Genomic DNA, 19,190 nt, shown 5'->3' with positions numbered 1-19,190 from the left:
AAGCGAAGGGAGAGGGGAGGCGGCAACGGTGGCAACGAGGGCGACGGCGACATCAACGTCTACGTCTACGGCAACCGCGCCATGGGCGGCAGCGCGTCAGACGCCGATCCCTCCTGGCGTTTCCTGATCGTGCTTGATCAGCAACTTTTTCAGCAGGCCGGCCAATTGTTTGCGTTCGGCGGCCGAGAGCGGATCCAGCAGTTCGCCCAGATCCTTCAGGTAGTCCTTCAGCACCTGCTTGATGACGCGCAGGCCGTCAGGGGTCAGTGACACGATGATGCCGCGCCGGTCGTCGGGGTTCGGATTGCGCACCAGCAGCCCCGCCTGTTCCAGCCGGTCAAGTCGGTTCGTCATCGCCCCTGATGTCAGCAACAAGGCTTCGACCAACTTCTGCGGGTTCAGGGCGTGCGGCGCGCCGGTGCGGTAAAGCGTCGCCAGGACGTCGAATTCGCCCTGGTGCAGGTGATGGCGGCGAAAGCTGCGATTGACGTTTCGGGTCGCAAAGGCGTTCAGGCGGAACACCCGGGTCACAACCGCCATGGCCGCGAAGTCCTGGTTGGGGCATTCGGTGGTCCATTGCGAGATGACGAGATCGACAAGGTCGGACGTGGGCATGATCGAATTTATTTGATGTGAAGTTTCTTCACGTAAAGATAAATTCTAGTCCCCTGAACCCGGCTCGCGCAAATCGCGCGACAAAAAGAAAGGCCCGCCTCTTTCGAGGCGGGCCTTTCCGGCTTGACCGGATGGTCGCGCGAATTACTGCGCGGCGTCCTTCAGCTTCTTGAGCGGGCGAACCTTCACCTTGACCGAAGCCGGCTTGGCGGGGAACCAGCGCTCAACGCCAGTGAACGGATCCTTGCCGAAGCGCTTGGCCTTGGCGGGAACCTTCTGCACGGCAACCTTGAACAGGCCGGGCAGCGTGAATTCGCCGGCGCCCTTCTTGTCCACGGAACCCAGCACCGAAGTTTCCAGGCTGGCCAACACGGCCTTGACGGCCTTGGCTTCAACGCCCGATTGCTCAACGATGTAAGCGACCAGCTGGGTCTTGTTCATTGCAGCCTTGATGGCCTTGGGTGCAGCAGCGACCTTCTTGGCGGCGACGGCCTTCTTGGCTGCGGGCTTCACAGCGGTCTTGGCGGCGGTTGCCTTCTTTGCAGGTGCCTTGACGGCGGTCTTGGTGACTTTCTTGGCAGGAGCTTTTGCTTTCGTGGCCATGGTCAAAATCCGTAGTTGAGGACATGGGGCAGCGCGCGCCGGGTATCGGCAATTAACGCCACGCGCCCGATGATAGCGGAAGACTAGCCGTTCTAGCGGTTTTCCGCCGGGATTTCAGCCGTTGTTTGTTGTTTTCCACGCAGAAAAGTGCTTCCTGCAAGGGTTTCTTCAAAAAAATGCCATCGCGCAATGGCTCGCGGACGTGGCCTCGCGCATCACTGAACCTTCCGCGCATCCCGTGTTCCAATTGCGTCGCGAAAAACAAAAGCATGGATTTCAAGCACCGATATGTTGATGAAGAAATTGGCGGCGAGCCTGCTCGTCGCAACCGCATGCCTGTCCAGCGCGCTGGCGCAGCCGATGCCCGAACCTGTGTTGTCGGCAAAGGCCTGGCTGTTGTTGGATGAAACCAGCGGGCAGGTGATCGCGTCGCACGCGGCCACCACACGCATCGAGCCGGCGTCCCTGACCAAGATCATGACGGCCTACGTCGTGTTTGACGCTCTGAACAAGAAAGAAATCACGTCGAGCCAAACGGTAGTCATTTCCACGCGCGCCTGGAAAGTGCCGGCAGGCAGCTCCAAGATGTTCCTGGAGCCGGGCTCGAAAGTGAGCGTGGACGACCTGCTGCGCGGCTTGATGGTCCAGTCGGGCAATGATGCGGCCATTGCGCTGGCCGAGGCGGTCTCGGGCAGCGTGGAAGCCTTCGTGGCGCGCATGAACGACACGGCGGCAAAACTTGGCCTGCATGCCACGCACTTTGCCAGCCCGCACGGCTTGCCCGATCCGGGCACGTATTCAACGGCCAGCGACTTGTCCATCCTGGCCACGCGCTTCATCCGCGACTACCCGCAGCTGTACAAGACGTACGATTCCGCCAAGCAATTCACCTTCAACAAGATCACGCAGCCCAATCGCAACCGGCTGCTGTGGCTGGACCCCAGCGTGGATGGCTTGAAAACCGGCCACACCGATTCCGCCGGTTACTGCATTGTGGCCACCGCGCGGCGGCCCAATGGCACCGACCAGCGCCGCCTGATTACGGTGGTGGTGGGCACGGCCTCCGACAAGCTGCGCACGCAGGAAAGCCGGCAGTTGCTGGAGTGGGGTTTTCAGGGTTTCAATACGATCAAGCTGTACGCGCGCGGCCAGGCCGTGGCCACGCCGGAAGTCTGGAAGGGCGAAAGCGACAGCTTGAAAGTCGGTTTTGCGCGCGACGCCTATGTGACCGTGCCGGCCGGCGCCAAGGTCGAGCCGGTGTGGACGCCGACGTTGCCGCTGGTGGCGCCGATTGCGGCGCAGGACACGGTGGGCGCGTTGCGCGTGCTGGTGGACGGCAAGCCCGCCATGCAGTTTCCCGTGGTGGCGCTGGAACCGGTGGCCGAGGCAGGTTTTGCCGGCCGCGCCTGGGACAGCGTTCGACTGTGGTGGCGCGGCCATTCTGGTTGATGGCGCAGCAACATGCAGGAGGTGTGCGATGGTGGTGAGCATTCCCGCAGGCCCGGCGCCCGCGCCCGGATCGGATGACCCATTGGCCCTGCTGTCCGCCTGCCACGGACGCATCGCCCGCCAGTGCGCCACGCTTGAACGGCTGGCCGCGCACCTGCCCGTGCACGGCAGCGACGAGGCCGCGCAAACCGCCGCCGCCAGCGTGCGCCGGTATTTCGACACTGCGGCGGTGCACCATCACGAAGACGAAGAAGAAGACCTGTTCCCCGCCTTGATCGATTCCATGGCGGGTTCGGATGCGGGCTGCCTGCATGCGTTGGTAGCGGGCCTGATGGACGACCATCGCCGCCTGGCGACGTTGTGGGCGCCGCTGCGCCAGGCCTTATCCGATATCGCGGCGGGCCTGCCGGCGGCCTTGCCGGCGGAGCAGGTCCGCGAATTCACGCAGGCCTATGCCGCGCATATCCAGCGCGAGGAAGACGAGTTGCTGCCGATGGCGTCGCGGCTGATTTCGGACGAGGCGCTGGCGGCCATCGGGCATGCCATGGCGGTGCGCCGGGGCGGCGACGCGGGCTGAGCGGCGACGGGGTTCGACTGTCTTTCAGCCCTTGCGCCCTGAATTGCCGTTCAGAAAAATGACGCTACGATGCGTCAAACCGGCGCGCTGGCGCCGCCCTGACGACGCCATGCCATGAACCGCAACCTTCGTTTTCGCCAGAAACTGCAAGATTCCGCATTGATGCACGCCATGTCGGCGCACAACCCGATGGCGGCGCGTCTGGCCGCCGACGCCGGCTTTGACGCCATCTGGGGCAGCGGCTTTGAGTTGTCTGCCAGCTACGCGGTGCCCGACGCCAGCATTCTTTCCTCGTCGGTGCATCTGGACATGATGCGCGCCATCGCCGCGACGGTGGACGTGCCCGTCATTGCCGACATCGACACCGGTTTTGGCAACGCGATCAACGTGTCGTATGTGGTGCCGCAGTACGAAGCGGCGGGCGTGTCGGCCGTGGTGATGGAAGACAAGACCTTTCCCAAGGACACCAGCTTGCGCGCCGGCGGCCGGCAGGAACTGGTTCGGACAGAAGAATTCCAGGGCAAGATCGAGGCCGCCTGCGCCGCGCGGCGGGACGCGGATTTTTGCGTCATCGCCCGCACCGAGGCGCTGATCGCCGGCTTGGGCCAGCAGGAAGCGCTGTCCCGCGCCCTGGCCTACGAGGCCGCGGGCGCCGACGCCATCCTGATTCATTCCAAGCAAAGCACGCCCGACGAGGTCCTGGCGTTCATAGCCGCCTGGTCCGGCCGCGTGCCGCTGGTGCTGGTGCCGACCGCATATCCGCAACTGCGCGAAGCCGACATTCAGGCGTTGGGCAAGGTGGGCTTGGTGATCTACGGCAACCATGCCATCCGCGCGGCGGTGGGCGCCATGCGCGATGTGTTCGCGCGCATCCGGCGCGACGGCGGCATACACGCCGTGGATGCCGATCTGCCTTCGGTCAAGGACATCATCGCGTTGCAGGGCGATGCCGCCATGCGCGAACTTGAGCAGCGATATCTGAAGTAGTCCGCCCCAAGGCGGCAACGCTGACCATGCACGTTGTCGCGGCCCATCCGAGGCCACCCCACCAAAGCCACCCCACCAAAGCCACCCCACCAAAGCCACCTATCCGCGGCAATCTCCCGCATGCCTCTTTTGCACGCATAGGCCGTTGCGCGCACCCCAGCGAGGGATTACGCTAGACGGCTTTTGGCGCCCCGGAGGCACGATGGAGCAGGCGACACGATGACGCAAGCGGCAAGCAAACTGGCGAGCCGCCTGTTCGGTTCATGGGTGAACGAGGTCAGCCGCGTCACGTTGCGGGCGGACCTGTTCGCCGGCCTGCTGGGCGCGCTGCTGGTGCTGCCGCAAGGCGTCGCCTTCGCCACACTGGCCGGGCTGCCTGCTGAATACGGGCTGTATTCGGCGATCGTGCCCTGTATCGTCGCGGCCTTGTTCGGGTCGAGCCGCCACGTGATGTCGGGTCCGACCAATGCCAATTCGCTGGCCTTGTTCGCGGTGCTGACACCGCTGGCGGTCGCGGGCAGCCCCGGCTATATCGAACTGGCGCTGGCCGTCACGGTGCTGGTGGGGGTGATGCAGTGGCTGGTGGGCGCGCTGCGCCTGGGGTCGTTGGCACATTTCATTTCGCCGTCGGCGCTGTTCGGTTTCACCAGCGGTGCCGCGCTGCTGATTGCCGTGCATGCCTTGAAAGACGGGCTGGGTGTGCCGTCGCCCGCGTCGCACGGGGCGGGCGCCTTGCTTGTCAGTGTGGGCACGCATCTGGATCAAGTGCATCCCGGCGCCGTCCTGGTCACGCTGACCACGCTGGGCGTGGCGCTGCTGGTGCGGCGGCTGGACAAGCGCAAGCCCTACATGTTGCTGGGCCTGGTGGCCGGTTCTGTGGCGGCAGCGGCGTTCAATTCTTGGGTGGCCAGGGCGGGCGGCGACCCGGTGTCCGTGGTGGGCGCCATCGCGCAGCCGTGGCCGCCGTTCCACGTGCCCAGCGTGGACTGGCGCGCCTTGCCCGACCTGATGAGCCTGGCCTTCGCGCTGACCATCGTGGCCCTGGCGCAATCGATATCCATTGCCAAGGCAGTGGCCACCCGGTCGGGTCAGCGTATCGACGCCAACCGCGAATTCGTGGGGCAGGGGCTGTCGAACATCGTGGGCGGCTTCTTTTCCTGCTACTTGTCCTGCGGTTCGTTGAACCGGTCGATTCCCAATTTTGAAGCGGGCGCCAAGACGCCGCTGGCGGCGGTATTTTCGGCGGTGTTGCTGGTGGTGCTGGTGGCCCTGTCCGCCCCGCTGCTGGCCATGATTCCCAACGCCGCCATCTCGGGGCTGTTGTTGCTGGTGGCATGGACGTTGCTGGACATCCCGCGTTGGCGCCAGTTGATCCGGATGCAGCCAGGCGAATGCGCCATTGCCGCCGCCACGCTGGCCGCCACCGTCACGATCCGCATGGAAGTGGCCATTCTGCTGGGCACCGTGCTGTCGCTGATGGCCTACCTGCACCGCACCTCGCGCCCCGCCATGCGCACGATGGGCTTTGATTCACGCGGGCCGGATCGGCGCTTCGTGGTGCTGGCACACCAAGCAGACGCGCTGCCGGAATGCCCGCAGCTGAAATTGCTGCGCATGGAAGGGTCCATCTACTTCGGCGCGGCGGCGCACGTGGCGCAGCGGCTGCACGAGCTGCGCGAAGCGCCCGATGCGCCGCGCCATTTGCTGGTGATGGCCAAGAGCATGAACTTCATCGATCTGGCCGGCGCCGAGGTATGGGAAGACGAACTTGTTGCGCGGCGCGCGATGGGCGGCGACCTGTATTTCCACCGCCCCCGGCCCGAAGTGCTGGACATGTGGCGACGTACGGGATTCCTGGATCGGTTGGGGGCGGACCATATCTACCCCGACAAGGCGACCGCGCTGCGCGACATCTACGCCAGGCTGGATCGGGGTATCTGTGCGGGCTGCCAGGCGCGGATATTCTGGGAATGCCAGACCCCCGCGCAAGCCTCGCCGGATCAGGGTGTTTCCGTACCCAGGTAGGCGGCCCGCACGCGCTCATCCGCCGCGATGACGGCGGGGGCGCCTTCGGCCAGCAGAGCCCCGCGCACCAGTACCGCGATGCGGTCCGCGTGTTTGAACACCACGTCCAGGCTGTGTTCCGTGAACAGCACGGCGATGCGCCGGCTGTCGGCCAACTGGCGCGTCAGCTGCATCAGGGCGTGCCGCTCGTTGGTGGCCATGCCCGCGGTGGGTTCATCCATCAGCAGCAGCCGTGGTCGGTGCGCCAAGGCCATGGCAAGCTCCACCCGCTTGACGTCGCCATAGGCCAGCGTGCCGCAATGCGCCTGGGCCTTGTCCGCCATGTGGACCTGCGCCAGCAGGCTCATGGCCTCGTCCAGCGCGTGGCGGCCGGCGCGGCGCCAGGCGCGAAACAGCAGGCGGTCGCGCGCCAGCAGCGCGGTCTGCACGTTTTCGCACACCGTCATCGAACGAAACGTGGCGGCGGTCTGGAAGGTGCGGCCCACGCCCAGCTGGCAGATCCTGCCCGCCGACAAGCCGACCAGCTCGCGGCCACCCAGCCGCACGGATCCGGCATCGGGCCGCAACTGGCCGCCCAGCGCGTTAAAGCAGGTGGACTTGCCCGCGCCGTTTGGCCCGATCAGCGCCAGCATCTGACCGGCGTCCAGCGTGAACGACACGCCCGCCAAGGCATCGATTCCGCCAAAGGACTTGCGCAGGCCCTGCACCTGCAACAAGGGGGAGGTGGGCGAGGTCATGCGCGCCTCCGGTTCAGGCGCGCGGCGGCGCCCGCCAGGCCATCGGGAAATGCCATGACCAGCACCAGGATGGCCAGGCCCAGCACCGCGTGCCAGTACTCGGTGCTGCGCGCGGCAACGTCTTGCAGCCAGGTGTAGGCGGCCGCGCCAACCAGCGGCCCCGCCAGCGTTTGCAGGCCGCCCAGCAACACCATCACCAGCCCGTCTACCGACCGGCTGACCGCCAGCACGTCCGGTGCGATGCTGCCCTTGGAAAAGGCGTACAACGACCCGGCCAGCCCCGCCGCGAAGGACGCCGCGACAAAGCCCGCCCACTGCACGCGGCGGGTGTCCATGCCCAGCGCCTCGGCGCGCAGCGGCGAATCGCGCACGCCGCGCAGCGCGTAGCCCAGCGGCGAAAACGCCAGCCGGCGCAGCCACGCGATGCCTGCCGCGCACAGCGCCAGCGTCACGTAATAGAACCACGGGCCTTGCGACAGCCACGCCGACGGCCATAGCCCGATCAAGCCGTTGCTGCCACCGGTGACGTCGTCCCACTGATAGGCCATTGCCCACAGGATCTGCGCCACGGCCAGCGTCAACATGGCCAGATACACGCCGGACAGGCGCACGCAGAACCAGCCGAACAGCAGCGCCCCGAACGCCGCGGCGAAGGGGCCCAGCAACAGCGCGGCTTCCATGGGGATGGCGGCCAGCTTCAGCAGCATCGCCGCCCCATACGCGCCCAGGCCAAACCAGGCGGCGTGGCCGAACGACGTCATGCCCGCCAGGCCGGTCAGAAAATGCAGGCTGGCGGCGAACAGGGCGGCGATCAGGATCTCGGTCATCAGGATGCCCAGATACGGCCATTGCAGCGTGGCGACGGGCACCAGGGCCAGCAGCACCAGCAGCGCGACATAGGCGTAACGCGTACGCGGGCCGGCGGGGGCAATGGGCCGTTCCGGCGCGCCGGCGTGCGACGCGGGGGCAGGCGGCTGGCCCAGCAATCCCCAGGGGCGCACCACCAGCACGACCGCCATCACGGCAAATTCCGCCAGCAAGGTCAGTTTGGACAGGTTGAACACCCAGGGGCCGATGGCGACCTGGCCCAGGAATACGAAGACAGCCTTGACCGAACAGATCAGCACCGCGGCCAGGAACGCGCCGGGAATCGAGCCCAGCCCGCCCACCACCACCACGACAAAAGCGCTGGCGATGATTTCCAGGTCCAGGCCCAGCGTGGCCGGCACGCGCGGTGCGGCCAGCGCGCCGCCCAGCCCGGCCAGAAACGCCCCGAGCGTGAAGGCCGACGTAAACAGCCACGCCTGGTTCACGCCCAGGGCGGCCAGCATGTTGCGGTTTTCGGAGGCGGCGCGCAGCAAACGGCCCCAGCGCGTGCGCATCAGCAGCAGCCACAGCAGCCCCAGCACGACGGGGCCGGCGGCGATCAGCAGCAGGTCATATTGCGGATAGCGCCGGCCCAGAATCTGCACGGCGCCGGACAGGCCCGGCGCGCGCGCGGCGAACAGGTCCTCGGGGCCCCAGATGGCCAGTGCCGCATCACCGATGATCAGCACCAGTGCAAAGGTGGCCAGCAGTTGAAACAGTTCGGGCGCGCGGTACAGCCGCTTCAGCACCAACCATTCGGCGGCCAGGCCGACCAGCCCGGTCACCAGCGCGGCCAGCAGCAAGCCCAGCCAATAAGCGGGGCCGGTGCCGAACCAGTTGGTGAAGGTCCAGGCCAGGTACACGCCCAGCATGTAGAACGAGCCGTGGGCGAAATTCACCACGCGGGTCACGCCGAAGATCAGCGATAAGCCCGCGGCCACCAGGAACAAGGCGCTGGCGTCCGCCAGGCCGTTAAGCAGCTGCGACAGCAGCCCCGACAGGCTCATCAGTTGGCGGGACGCATCTTGCGCACCTGCTCATCGGGCGGCTGCAAGCGCGCGCCGTCGATGTAGGCGAAGTCTTTCATGACGCCCTTGCCGTCTTCCACCGCCGTGACGCCCACGTAGACGCCCATCGTCGATTGGTGGTCGATCTTGCGGTATTGGATCGGGCCGTAGGGCGTGTCCACCTTGAGGCCGCCAAACGCGTCCACCAGCTTTTCCGTATCCACGGCGCCGGCGGCTTTCAGCCCCTGGGCGATCGACATCAGGGACGCATAGCCCACCACCGAGCCCACCTTGGGCGTTTCGTTGTAGCGCTTCTTGTAGGCGTCCACGAAGGCGGTATTGGCGGGGGTGTCGATGGCGTACCAGGGGTAGCCGGTCACGATCCAGCCGCTGGGCGTGTCGGCGCCCAGCGGTTCCAGGTATTCCGGTTCGCCCGACAACACGGACACCACCGGCATGTTCTCGAACAAGCCGCGCGTGTTGCCCTCGCGCACAAACCGCGTCAGGTCGGCGGCGAACAGCACGTTAAAGATGGCATCGGGCTTGGCGTCGGCCAGGGCCTGCACCACGGCGCCCGCGTCTACCTTGCCCAGCGGCACGGCCTGTTCCGCCACGAATTCCACATCCGACTGGAACGACTTCATCATGGCCTTGAAGGTGGCCACGGCGGACTGCCCGTATTCGTAATTGGGGTAGACGATGGCCCAGCGCTTCTTGCGCAAGGCCAGGGCCTTGGGCGCAAGCGCCGCCACGTGCATCCAGGTGGACGGGCGCAGGCGCCAGGTGTAGCGGTTGCCCTCTTGCCAGGTGATCTTGTCGGTCAGCGGCTCGGCGGCCAGGAAAAACACCTGCTGCTGCTTGGCGAAGTCGGTCAGCGCCAGGCCAGTGTTGGACAGAAAGCCGCCGAAGATCAGCTCTACTTTTTCGCGGGCAATGAGCTCCTGCGCGGCGCGTACCGAATCGCCCGGGTTGCCGTTGTCATCGCGCGAAATCACTTCCAGCTTCCGGCCCAACACGCCACCACCGGCGTTGACCTCTTCCACCGCCAATTGCCAGCCCTTTTTGTAGGGGCCAAGAAAGGCGGGAATGGCCTTGTAGCTGTTGATCTCGCCGATGCGTATGGGCGGTTCCTTGTCCTTGGCGGTGGCGGCGCCAACAGGCGTCAGTGCCAGGGCCAGGAGTGCGGGCGCGAGCGCGCGGCGCAGCAAAGTAAGGCAGGGACGAAGCATGGCGGTCATCGCAGGCAAGGGGTCGGGGGCAGGGTAGCGGCCAATTGAAGCACGCCCCTTTGCCGCGCGGCAATAATAAAAAACGCTCCGCGCCAACAAAAAAAGCCCCGCGGGGCGGGGCTTTTCACTACCTGGAAAACCGGCTGAATTACTTCAGCTTGGTTTCCTTGTAGTCAACGTGCTTGCGAGCGACCGGATCAAATTTCTTGATCAGCATCTTCTCGGGCATGTTGCGCTTGTTCTTGGTCGTCGTGTAGAAATGACCCGTGCCGGCAGTCGACTCGAGCTTGATCTTTTCGCGGATACCTTTGGCCATGTCGTGCTCCTAGTATGTAGATTGGCGGGGAGGCCGATTAGGCCAGTTCGCCGCGGGCACGCATTTCGGCCAGCACGGCGTCGATGCCGTTCTTGTCGATCGTGCGGATGGCCTTGGCCGAAACACGCAGGCGAACCCAGCGGTTTTCGCTTTCAACCCAGAACCGGCGCGATTGCAGGTTGGGCAGGAAGCGACGCTTGGTCTTGTTGTTCGCGTGCGAAACATTGTTGCCCACCATCGGGCCTTTGCCGGTCACTTGGCATACGCGTGCCATGGATGCACCTCTTTATGTCGTTCTTGTCGCGCATCGCTTGGGGGAGGTAGACAGGGTTTTAGCCGCCGGGCTGTAGTGCGCTGTAGTGCACTTTTGGTGCGCACTGTGTTGCGCTGCCGGCCACCCAGTCTTAGTGGATGAGGGGCAAGTGGAACCTGCCCCGTGCTTATACCCGCTGCCTGCCATCCGCCGTGTACCTGGGTTGTTGCCAAAGTACCGAAATGCGCGGTTGGGGTCAGAGTGCTGAACTACAAAGCATAGTAGTCCCGCACGGGAAACTTCATGTGAAGACGTAGATTCTAATACGAAAAACGCAGGCAGATCAAGCGGCAGTGCGTCAGGCGGTGTGCGAACGCGCCACACGCCCCGAGATCCAGGACAGGCACGCGCACGTGGCCAGCGTGGTGGTCAGGGGCAGGGCGCTGTCGGTCTGCCAGGCACTGACGGCAAAGCCGGCCAACGCGCCGCAGGACAATTGCAGCGTCCCCAATAGCGCCGACGCCGCGCCCAGGCGCTTGCCTTGGTCCGACAGCGCCAGCGCGGCCGAATTCGGATTTACGAAGCCCTGGCTGCCCATGTAGCAGATCAAGCACACCATCAAGAGAGGCAACGTCATCCAACCGGCCAGCGTCAAGCCCACCGCGACCAGGCTGGCAATGGCCAGCGACGTCAGCGCGTAACGCTGCAACTGGCGGGGCTGATAGGTGCGCAGCAGTCGCGCGCTGATCTGCGAACAGACGATCAGCGACAGCGCATTCGTGCCGAACAGCAGCCCGTAGTACTGCGGCTGCACGCCGTAGAGCTCGATAAAGACACGCGGCGATCCAATGATGTAGGCAAACATGCCGGCCTGGCCGAAGCCGCCCGCCAGGCTGTGCGCCATGAAGCCACGATGCCGGAACAGGTCGCGATAGTTGCGCAAGATGGTGCTCCAGCGCAGTGGCACCACGCGTTCGGGCGCCAGCGATTCCTTCATGATGCGGGCCACGGCCACCATCAGCATTGCGCCGCCAGCCAGCATGATCCAGAACAGGCTGCGCCAGGACGCGATGGCCAGCAACTGCCCGCCCGCCAGCGGTGCAAGAATCGGGGCCAGCCCCATGATCAGCATCAGCAGCGACATCGCGCGCGCGGCTTCGTGGGTTTCGTAGTGGTCGCGAATGACGGCGCGCGGGATCACGATACCGGCCGCGCCGCCCATGGCCTGCACCACGCGCCAGCCGGTCAGCGCTTCGACCGAGCCGGACAGCGCGCAGCCCAGCGAGGCAATCATGAACAGCGCCAGGCCCACCATCAGCGGCGGCTTGCGGCCGAAGCGGTCGGCCATCGGGCCGTAGAACACCTGCGCCAGCGCCAGGCCGATCAGGTAGGCGGCCAGCGTGCGTTCGACATCGCCGCGCGGCACGCCCAGGTTTGCCGCGATGGTCGGGAACGCCGGCAAATACATATCGATGGCGAACGGACCGATCGCGGTCAGCGCGCCCATGAGAATGAGCCAGCCGGGCAGGCCGCTGCGGGAAACAGATGATGGGGACATGGTGATCGCGGTAAAACGCAGGGACAGGGCGCGCGTCTCGGTTACCCGTCCGTTCAGCGCCAAGCCAGCGACTTTATCACGCGCCACCTGACAGGGAAATGTCACCGCTTTTCCGATAAAGTCGCCGACGACCTGTCGTGTTCAGTGGAGATGCCGTGAATCCTTTGCTGTCTGTCGTGGAACGCAAACTTCAAGCCCTGCCGGTGCCGGTGCAACTGGTGCTGCCCGATGGCGCGGTGGTCGGGCCGCCCGATCCGCGCGTGCGATTCGTCACGCACGACAAGGCCGCGCTGGTGCACCTGGCCGAAGGCGCCGTCGGCGTGCTGGGGCAGGACTACGTGGAAGGGCGCATCGATATCGAAGGCAATATGCGCGACGTCATGGCGGCCGCCTCGGCGTTGCTGCCGGGCTCGCCCGTGGAGGCCGCGCGCGGCGGCTGGTTGACCGAACTGGTGCGCCGCGTGATGTCGGTGTGGCGCCATTCCATCGAGCGCGACGCCAAGCAGATCGAATTCCACTACGACCTGTCGGATGACTTCTATGCGCTGTGGCTGGACCCGCGCCGCGTGTATTCCTGCGCCTATTTCCGCACGCCGGACATGACGCTGGCACAGGCCCAGGAGGCAAAGCTGGATCACATCTGCCGCAAACTGCGGCTGCGCCCGGGCGAACGCTTTCTGGATGTGGGCGCGGGCTGGGGCGGGTTGCTGTTGTGGGCCGCCGAGCACTATGGCGTGGACGCCACCGGCATCACGCTGTCGCGCAACCAGCACGCCTATGTGACAAAGCTGATCGAGGAAAAGGGCCTGTCGGGCCGGGTCCGCATGTCGCTGCTGGACTACCGCAAGCTGGATGAAACCGCCCCTTTCGACAAGATTGCGTCGGTGGGCATGTTCGAGCACGTGGGCCGCGCGCAGCTGGATGACTATTTCGCCAAGCTGCGCCGTCTGTTGCGTCCCGGCGGCTTGATCATGAACCATGGCATCACCGCGGCGGGCGTCTACAACGCCGAACTGGGCAACGGCATGGGCGAGTTCATCGAAAAGTACATCTTTCCGGGCGGTGAGCTGACGCACATCAGCGTGGTCATGCAGGCGATGACCAATGGCGGCCTGGAAGAGGTGGACGTTGAAAACCTGCGCCCGCATTACGCCCGCACGCTGTGGGCATGGAGCGATGCGCTGGAAGCCCGGCTGCCCGAAGCGGCGCGGGTGCTGCACGGGGAAGAGGGCGCCCGGTCGCTACGTGCCTACCGCCTGTACCTGGCGGGCTGCGCCATGGCGTTCGAGCACGGCTGGATCGCGCTGCACCAGATTCTGGGCCAGACGCCTGCCGTGGGCCGCGCCGACGAATTGGACAACCCGGGCGACCTGGCCTACCCATGGCGTCGCGACTACATGTATGGCGACTTCGAAAGCCCGGCCCGCTGACCAGTCGGTCGTTGACTGCCCGCTGAATACAAGCTGAAAAAGGACAATAAAAAGCCTTCGACCGCGGACCGGAACGCGCTTTTCAGGCCGCTGGAACGCGTTGTATGTACTGATAAGATTAAAATATTAACTGAATGTATCGGCTATTTGATACCAATATTCCCCAGGGGAAATTCACAAACCGCCCCTGATCGACAAGGGTAATCCCGTAGCTTTTCGGCCGGGAATGTATCTGACTTATTCAGGCTTGGACTTGGGCAGCGCAGCAATTTCGTTTAAGATGCTGCCTTCTTCGTTCAGTTTTGTTCAATTTCTGTGGGTTTTCAAGAACCATGTTTTTGAAACTCCTGTCTTGCAAGAACCCGCGCCTTTGCGGTTGTTCTTGTCGCTAGTGTCGGTTTGTATTGGCGGTTCTGCCCGTCTTCCGCACAACCCCCTTAGCTCCACGGCACTTCCGGGCCAGACCCGGCGTGTGTCCTTGAACCTATGGAGGCAAAAAGCCAATGCGTTTTACCCCTGTCAAGACCCTGGCCGCCGCGGCCGTTATGTTTGCATTTGCCGGCGCGGCCCAAGCCGCCGACGCTCCGCAGTGTGAAATCAAGCGCCCGGTCAATTTCGGCGCCATGAACTGGGAATCCAACCTGGTTCTGGTCGATGTCGAACGTTTCATCATGGAAAAGGGCTACGGTTGCAAGACCGAAACCCTGCCGACGGAAACGCTGCCCGCCCTGGCCGCGCTGGAGCGCGGCGATCTGGATATCAATACCGAAATCTGGCTGAACAGCGTGGCGGACCCCTGGGACCGCGCGCAAAAGACCGGCAAGGTCAAGCGCATCGGCGACTTGTACATGGGCGCCGAAGGCTGGTACATCCCGCGTTACACCGCTGAACGCCTGCCCGAACTGAAGTCCGCCGCCGACCTGCCCAAGTTCAAGGACGAATTCAAGGATCCGGAAGAACCCGGCAAGGGCCGTTTCTACGGCTGCCCGGCGGGCTGGGGTTGCGAAGTCACCAGCAACAACCTGTTCCACGCCTTGAAGCTGGACGACACCTACACCCTGTACTCGCCCGGCACGGGCGCCGCGCAGAAAGCCGCGCTGATGTCGGCCTACAAGCGCAAGCAGAACGTGGTGTTCTATTACTGGTCCCCCACGCCGCTGGTGGGCGCGATGGATCTGGTCAAGCTCGACATGCCGCCTTACGATGCCGAAAAGCACAAGTGCCTGACGTCGACCAAGTGCGCCAAGCCCGAGCCCAGCGCCTACCCGGACAACCCCGTCTTCACGGCGGTGAACACCAAGTTCTCGGAAGAAGCGCCCACGCTGACCGAGTTCCTGTCCAAGGTGTCGGTGCCGCTGCCGGTCATCAACGAAACCCTGGCCCACATGGAAGAGTCCGGTGACGAATCGAACGCCGTGGCCAAGTGGTTCTTGAAGAACAAGCCCGACGTCTGGACCAAGTGGGTTCCCGCCGACGTCGCCACGCGCGTCCAAAGCGCGCTGTAACCGTATCGGAAGTCGGCCTCGCGCTGTCATGGCGCGGGCCGGCCGCCTTAAGGGAAAAAGCCCGTTGCGGTCTTTGCATCGGGCTTTTTCCCCTGAGATGGCCGCTGGCCGGGCGTTTGTTACCCCGCCGCCAGCAAAAGGCGTTGCACCGTATGTGGCCTGCTTTGTGGCCCGCTTTCGTCAAGAAAGCGCCCCGGCCGCATGCCCCTCCGGAATCCGGAATGCGTGGTGGCCACCGGCCGCCGGAAAGCGCCAAAGAATGGAGTCGAAACTATGTTTCCTGAAATTATTCCCGCCCGTCAGGTCAGGGCGGCGATCGACGGGTTCGTCGATCACCTGGTCACCAACTACGCTGACACGCTAGAGACCCTGTCTCAGCCGGTCCTGCACGCCCTGGTGTGGCTGGAGCAGTTGCTGCGCAACTCGCCCTGGTGGGCCGTCGTCGCCGTCACCATCGCGATCGCGTGGGGCGTCAGCCGCCGCATCGGCCTGAGCCTGGCCATGGGCGCGCTGCTGTGCGTCATCGGCGTGCTGGGTCTGTGGGACGCCGGCATGCAGACGCTGGCGCTGATGATCATGGCCGCCGGCCTGTCGGTGCTGATCGGCATCCCGCTGGGCGTGCTGATGGCACGCATCAACTGGCTGCGTTCCATCATGCTGCCCGTGCTGGACGTGATGCAGACAATGCCCAGCTTCGTCTACCTGATTCCGGTCGTGATGCTGTTTGGCCTGGGCAAGATCCCCGCCATCATCGCCACCGTGATCTACGCCGTGCCGCCGCTGATCCGCCTGACCGACCTGGGTATCCGCCTGGTCGACCGCGAAGTGCTGGAAGCGTCGCGCGCCTTTGGCGCCAACCCGCGCCAGCAACTGTTTGGCGTGCAATTGCCGCTGGCGTTGCCCAACATCATGGCCGGTATCAACCAGACCACGATGATGGCGCTGTCCATGGTGGTGATTGCATCGATGATCGGCGCGCGCGGCCTGGGCTATGAAGTGTTGCTGGGCATCAACCGCCTGGAAGTGGGCCGTGGCCTGCTCGCGGGCCTGGGTATCGTGGTGCTGGCCGTGCTGTTCGACCGGATCACGCAATCGTATGGACAGCGCATGCGCATGGGAGGCCAGCGATGAGCAAGATCGAAGTCAAGAACATCTACAAGATCTTCGGATCGCATCCGAAGAAATGGCTGGCGGCCGCCCAGGGCGGCATGAGCAAGGAACAGCTGTTGGCCGAAAGCGGCCACACGCTGGGCCTGCGCGACATCAGCCTGTCGATTGAAGAGGGCAGCATCTACGTCATCATGGGCCTGTCCGGGTCCGGCAAGTCGACGCTGATCCGCCACTTCAACCGCCTGATCGAACCCAGCGCCGGCCACATCCTGGTCGATGGCGTGGACGTCGTCAGCCTGAACAAGCGAGACCTCGAAATCTTCCGTCAAAAGAAGATGAGCATGGTGTTCCAGCGCTTTGGCCTGTTCCCGCACCGCACCGTGCTGGACAACGCCGCATACGGCCTGACGGTGCAGGGCGTGGGCAAGGCTGAACGCGAGAAGCGCGCCCGCGACTGGCTTGAGCAGGTGGGCCTGGCCGGCTTCGAAAACCAGTATCCGCACCAGCTGTCCGGCGGCATGCAGCAGCGGGTGGGCCTGGCGCGGGCGCTGGCCACCGACGCCGAAATCCTGCTGATGGATGAAGCGTTCTCGGCGCTGGACCCGCTTATTCGACGCGAAATGCAGGACCAGCTGCTGCAACTGCAAGCCAAGCTGAACAAGACCATCGTGTTCATCACGCACGATCTGGACGAAGCGCTGCGCCTGGGCAACCGCATCGCCATCCTGAAGGACGGCGAACTGGTGCAGGAAGGCACGCCGGAAGACATTCTGCTGAATCCGGCCAACGACTACGTGCAGTCCTTCCTGCAAGACGTGAACCGCACCAAGGTGCTGAACGCCACGCACGCCGTCAACCCCGCGCGCCTGACCTTGACGATGCGTTCGCGTCCGGCGCACGCGCTGGACCGCATGCGCGCCATGGACTACGAATACGCGCCGGTGCTGGACGGCAAGCGCCTGGCCGGCGTGCTGACCGCCAAGGCGGCCGAGCAGGCCATCCAGGAAGGCGTGCGCGATGTGTCGCGTTTCGTGGAAGACCTGGCGTCCGTGCCGGCCACCGCCGGCCTGGGCGAAGTGCTGGCCCAACTGGTGCACAGCGACCAACCGGTTGCCGTTACCGGCGAAGACGACGAATTCCTGGGCATGCTGTCGCGCAAGAAGGTCGTCGAACTGGTGACGCCGGCGCTCACGGAAAACGCCACGGCGGAACCCGCCGCGATGGATCTGGCAAGCGAACCCGTGCACGAGCCCCGCGACCAGGCCGCCTGACCCTTTCGCACCCCCGCGCCCCGCTGTTTTGGGGCGTATCGACTTTGCCCGGTTGCAATCCGCTTGCACCCGGGCAAAGTCGTTTTATGATGGCTGGCCGGCCACGCGTCCGGCATTCCCCGTTCGAATCACCGGAAGCCGTCATGCCCATTTTGAATGTCCAGATCCTGCAAGGCCACTCGGCCGCCCAGAAGGCCGCCTTGTTGCGCGCCGCGTCCGACGCGGTCGTCCAGAGCATTGCCGCGCCGCTGCCCAGCGTGCGCATCGTCTTGCAGGAAGTGCCCGCTGAAAACGTGATCGTGGCCGGTGAAATCGGCAAGCGCATGGTGCGCGTCGACGTGGCGCTGATCGAAGGGCGCGACGAAGCCAAGAAGGCCGCGCTGATCGCCGCGCTGAACCAGGCCGTGTGCAGCAGTATCGATATCTCGGGCGAAGACGTGCGGGTGCTGATCCGCGACGTGCCCAAGGTGGACATGGGCGTGGCCAACGGCATCAGCGCCAAGGCCGCCGGCCGCTAAGCTGCCGTTGCCGCATCCGCCGCGCGAAGATCCCGCGCGGCTTTTTTGCGCCCGGCCTTATTGCATCTTCAAGCCCAGTTCGGCCACGAAGTGTTTTTCCTCGGCCACCTGCTTGACTGCAAATTCCGTGTACGCGGCGCTGTCCATCAGCATGTGCGGCTGGTCGGCATTGTCCAGCGCGCGGTTGTACTCGGGGTCGCGCGAGGCGCGGTGGAAGGCCTTTTGCAGTACGGCGACGATCTTCGGGTCCATGCCCTTGGGGCCGGCGATACCGACTGGGTTGGTCGCCACGATGGGGTAGCCCAGTTCGGTCAGCGTCGGCACGTCGGGCACGCGCTTGGCGCGCGCGTCGCCGACGATGGCCAACAACCGCGCGCGGCCCGTGTCGATCATCGGCCCCCAGCCCGCGTCCGACACCATCTGGATGTGGCCGCCCAGCAGTGCCGTCGTTTCTTCGGCCGCGCCCTTGTACGGAATGAAGTTGAACCGTGCCCCGGTCAAGCGCGACAGGCGTTCGATGGCGATGCGGCCCGAGCCCCCCGCGCCCGTGCCGCCGTAGCTGATCTTCTCGGGGTTGGCGCGCGCGTGCGCGATCAGTTCGTCCAGCGTTTTCCAGGGCGCGTCCTGGCGCACCACGATGCCGTAGGAATAGGCCGTCATGCAGGCGATGTAGGTGAAGTCCTTGACCGGGTCGTAGTTCACCTGTTGCAGGAACGGGTAGCGAAACAGCGTGCCCACCACCACCGAGATCGTGTAGCCGTCCGGCGCCGCCGTCTGCGCCATCGCAGCTGGCCCCAGCGTGCCGCCCGCGCCGGGCCGGTTGGCGATGACGACGGTTTGGCCCAGTTCTTTGGAAGCCGCCACGGCCAGCGCGCGCATCTGCGTATCGGTGGCGCCACCCGCCGGAAACGGCACGATCAACGTGATCGGGCGTGCCGGAAACGTGGCGGCTTGGGCGCCGCGCCAAAGGCCCAACGTGGCCGGCAAGATCAGCCCCAGCTTGAGCAGGCTGCGGCGTCGGGGCAAGGCGATGCTGCTGCGAGAGGAATCCGTCATGGTTGTCTCCATCCTGATTTGTTATGGGGCACAGCAAGTGTCACAGCAAGGGGCACGGCAACGGCTTCCCGCCCGCC

At 64.9% G+C, this 19,190-nt stretch carries 18 protein-coding genes; 9 read left to right on the top strand and 9 right to left on the bottom strand.

Annotated elements, in window-relative coordinates:
• Positions 1–96: 96 nt before the first annotated feature.
• Positions 97–615 (bottom strand): MarR family winged helix-turn-helix transcriptional regulator, encoded by a 519-nt coding sequence (locus YH64_RS21190; protein WP_046807264.1) that lies wholly within the window; start codon positions 613–615, stop codon positions 97–99.
• A 144-nt stretch (positions 616–759) separates the two neighbouring features.
• Positions 760–1,218 (bottom strand): HU family DNA-binding protein, encoded by a 459-nt coding sequence (locus YH64_RS21185; protein ID WP_046807265.1) that lies wholly within the window; start codon positions 1,216–1,218, stop codon positions 760–762.
• Between the two features lie 288 nt (positions 1,219–1,506).
• Between YH64_RS21185 and YH64_RS21180 the strand changes: the two genes are divergently transcribed.
• The 4 genes from YH64_RS21180 to YH64_RS21165 all read left to right on the top strand — a co-directional run bounded on the left by YH64_RS21180 (position 1,507) and on the right by YH64_RS21165 (position 6,256).
• The gene (locus YH64_RS21180; RefSeq protein ID WP_082134647.1) at positions 1,507–2,667 is read left to right on the top strand and encodes a D-alanyl-D-alanine carboxypeptidase family protein; all 1,161 of its coding nucleotides are present in this window, start codon (positions 1,507–1,509) and stop codon (positions 2,665–2,667) included.
• 28 nt (positions 2,668–2,695) lie between these two features.
• On the top strand, positions 2,696–3,244 hold the full coding sequence (locus YH64_RS21175) for a hemerythrin domain-containing protein (protein ID WP_046807266.1): 549 nt from the start codon (positions 2,696–2,698) through the stop codon (positions 3,242–3,244).
• A gap of 114 nt (positions 3,245–3,358) precedes the next feature.
• Positions 3,359–4,231: a phosphonopyruvate hydrolase gene (locus YH64_RS21170; protein ID WP_046807267.1), complete on the top strand. Its 873-nt coding sequence runs from the start codon at positions 3,359–3,361 to the stop codon at positions 4,229–4,231.
• Between the two features lie 219 nt (positions 4,232–4,450).
• Positions 4,451–6,256, top strand: a complete 1,806-nt coding sequence (locus YH64_RS21165; RefSeq protein WP_046807268.1) for a SulP family inorganic anion transporter — start codon at positions 4,451–4,453, stop codon at positions 6,254–6,256.
• Here the strand turns inward: YH64_RS21165 and YH64_RS21160 are convergent.
• The 6 genes from YH64_RS21160 to YH64_RS21135 form a co-directional block, all read right to left on the bottom strand.
• Positions 6,232–6,993 carry an ABC transporter ATP-binding protein gene (locus YH64_RS21160; RefSeq protein ID WP_046807269.1) on the bottom strand — a complete coding sequence of 254 codons (762 nt, stop codon included), beginning with the start codon at positions 6,991–6,993 and terminating at the stop codon, positions 6,232–6,234. The two genes, YH64_RS21165 and YH64_RS21160, sit on opposite strands and share 25 nt — an antisense overlap.
• A complete protein-coding gene (locus YH64_RS21155; protein ID WP_046807270.1) occupies positions 6,990–8,867 on the bottom strand; it encodes an ABC transporter permease in 1,878 nt (625 codons plus the stop codon). The genes YH64_RS21160 and YH64_RS21155 overlap by 4 nt, the downstream gene beginning before the upstream one ends.
• Positions 8,867–10,096 carry an ABC transporter substrate-binding protein gene (locus YH64_RS21150; RefSeq protein ID WP_082134650.1) on the bottom strand — a complete coding sequence of 410 codons (1,230 nt, stop codon included), beginning with the start codon at positions 10,094–10,096 and terminating at the stop codon, positions 8,867–8,869. The genes YH64_RS21155 and YH64_RS21150 overlap by 1 nt, the downstream gene beginning before the upstream one ends.
• Positions 10,097–10,244: 148 nt before the next feature.
• Positions 10,245–10,412 carry a 50S ribosomal protein L33 gene (gene rpmG, locus YH64_RS21145; protein ID WP_003810296.1) on the bottom strand — a complete coding sequence of 56 codons (168 nt, stop codon included), beginning with the start codon at positions 10,410–10,412 and terminating at the stop codon, positions 10,245–10,247.
• Positions 10,413–10,449: 37 nt separating this feature from the next.
• On the bottom strand, positions 10,450–10,686 hold the full coding sequence (gene rpmB, locus YH64_RS21140; RefSeq protein WP_006385639.1) for a 50S ribosomal protein L28: 237 nt from the start codon (positions 10,684–10,686) through the stop codon (positions 10,450–10,452).
• Between the two features lie 337 nt (positions 10,687–11,023).
• Positions 11,024–12,172 carry a Bcr/CflA family multidrug efflux MFS transporter gene (locus tag YH64_RS21135; protein WP_046807272.1) on the bottom strand — a complete coding sequence of 383 codons (1,149 nt, stop codon included), beginning with the start codon at positions 12,170–12,172 and terminating at the stop codon, positions 11,024–11,026.
• Between the two features lie 206 nt (positions 12,173–12,378).
• Here YH64_RS21135 and YH64_RS21130 point away from each other — a divergent pair, with 206 nt between their 5' ends.
• The 5 genes from YH64_RS21130 (at position 12,379) to YH64_RS21110 (ending at position 18,057) form a co-directional block, all read left to right on the top strand.
• On the top strand, positions 12,379–13,653 hold the full coding sequence (locus YH64_RS21130) for a class I SAM-dependent methyltransferase (protein WP_143215479.1): 1,275 nt from the start codon (positions 12,379–12,381) through the stop codon (positions 13,651–13,653).
• 503 nt (positions 13,654–14,156) lie between these two features.
• Complete coding sequence (locus YH64_RS21125; protein WP_046807273.1) at positions 14,157–15,158, top strand: ABC transporter substrate-binding protein; 1,002 nt, start codon at positions 14,157–14,159, stop codon at positions 15,156–15,158.
• A gap of 273 nt (positions 15,159–15,431) precedes the next feature.
• The gene (locus tag YH64_RS21120; RefSeq protein ID WP_046807274.1) at positions 15,432–16,289 is read left to right on the top strand and encodes a proline/glycine betaine ABC transporter permease; all 858 of its coding nucleotides are present in this window, start codon (positions 15,432–15,434) and stop codon (positions 16,287–16,289) included.
• Entirely contained in the window at positions 16,286–17,539 is a 1,254-nt protein-coding gene (locus YH64_RS21115) for a glycine betaine/L-proline ABC transporter ATP-binding protein (RefSeq protein ID WP_046807275.1), read from the top strand. Before YH64_RS21120 ends, YH64_RS21115 begins: the two co-directional genes overlap by 4 nt.
• 143 nt (positions 17,540–17,682) lie before the next feature.
• Positions 17,683–18,057 (top strand): tautomerase family protein, encoded by a 375-nt coding sequence (locus YH64_RS21110; RefSeq protein ID WP_006220931.1) that lies wholly within the window; start codon positions 17,683–17,685, stop codon positions 18,055–18,057.
• Positions 18,058–18,114: 57 nt separating this feature from the next.
• Here the strand turns inward: YH64_RS21110 and YH64_RS21105 are convergent, their stop codons facing one another.
• On the bottom strand, positions 18,115–19,113 hold the full coding sequence (locus YH64_RS21105) for a tripartite tricarboxylate transporter substrate binding protein (RefSeq protein WP_046807276.1): 999 nt from the start codon (positions 19,111–19,113) through the stop codon (positions 18,115–18,117).
• Positions 19,114–19,190 lie beyond the last annotated feature (77 nt).

The sequence above is a fragment of the Achromobacter sp. LC458 genome, from assembly GCF_001005835.2.
GTDB lineage: Bacteria > Pseudomonadota > Gammaproteobacteria > Burkholderiales > Burkholderiaceae_B > Achromobacter > Achromobacter spanius_B.
Note: the sequence above shows the minus strand (reverse complement) of the source record. Positions and strands in the feature narration are given on the sequence as shown.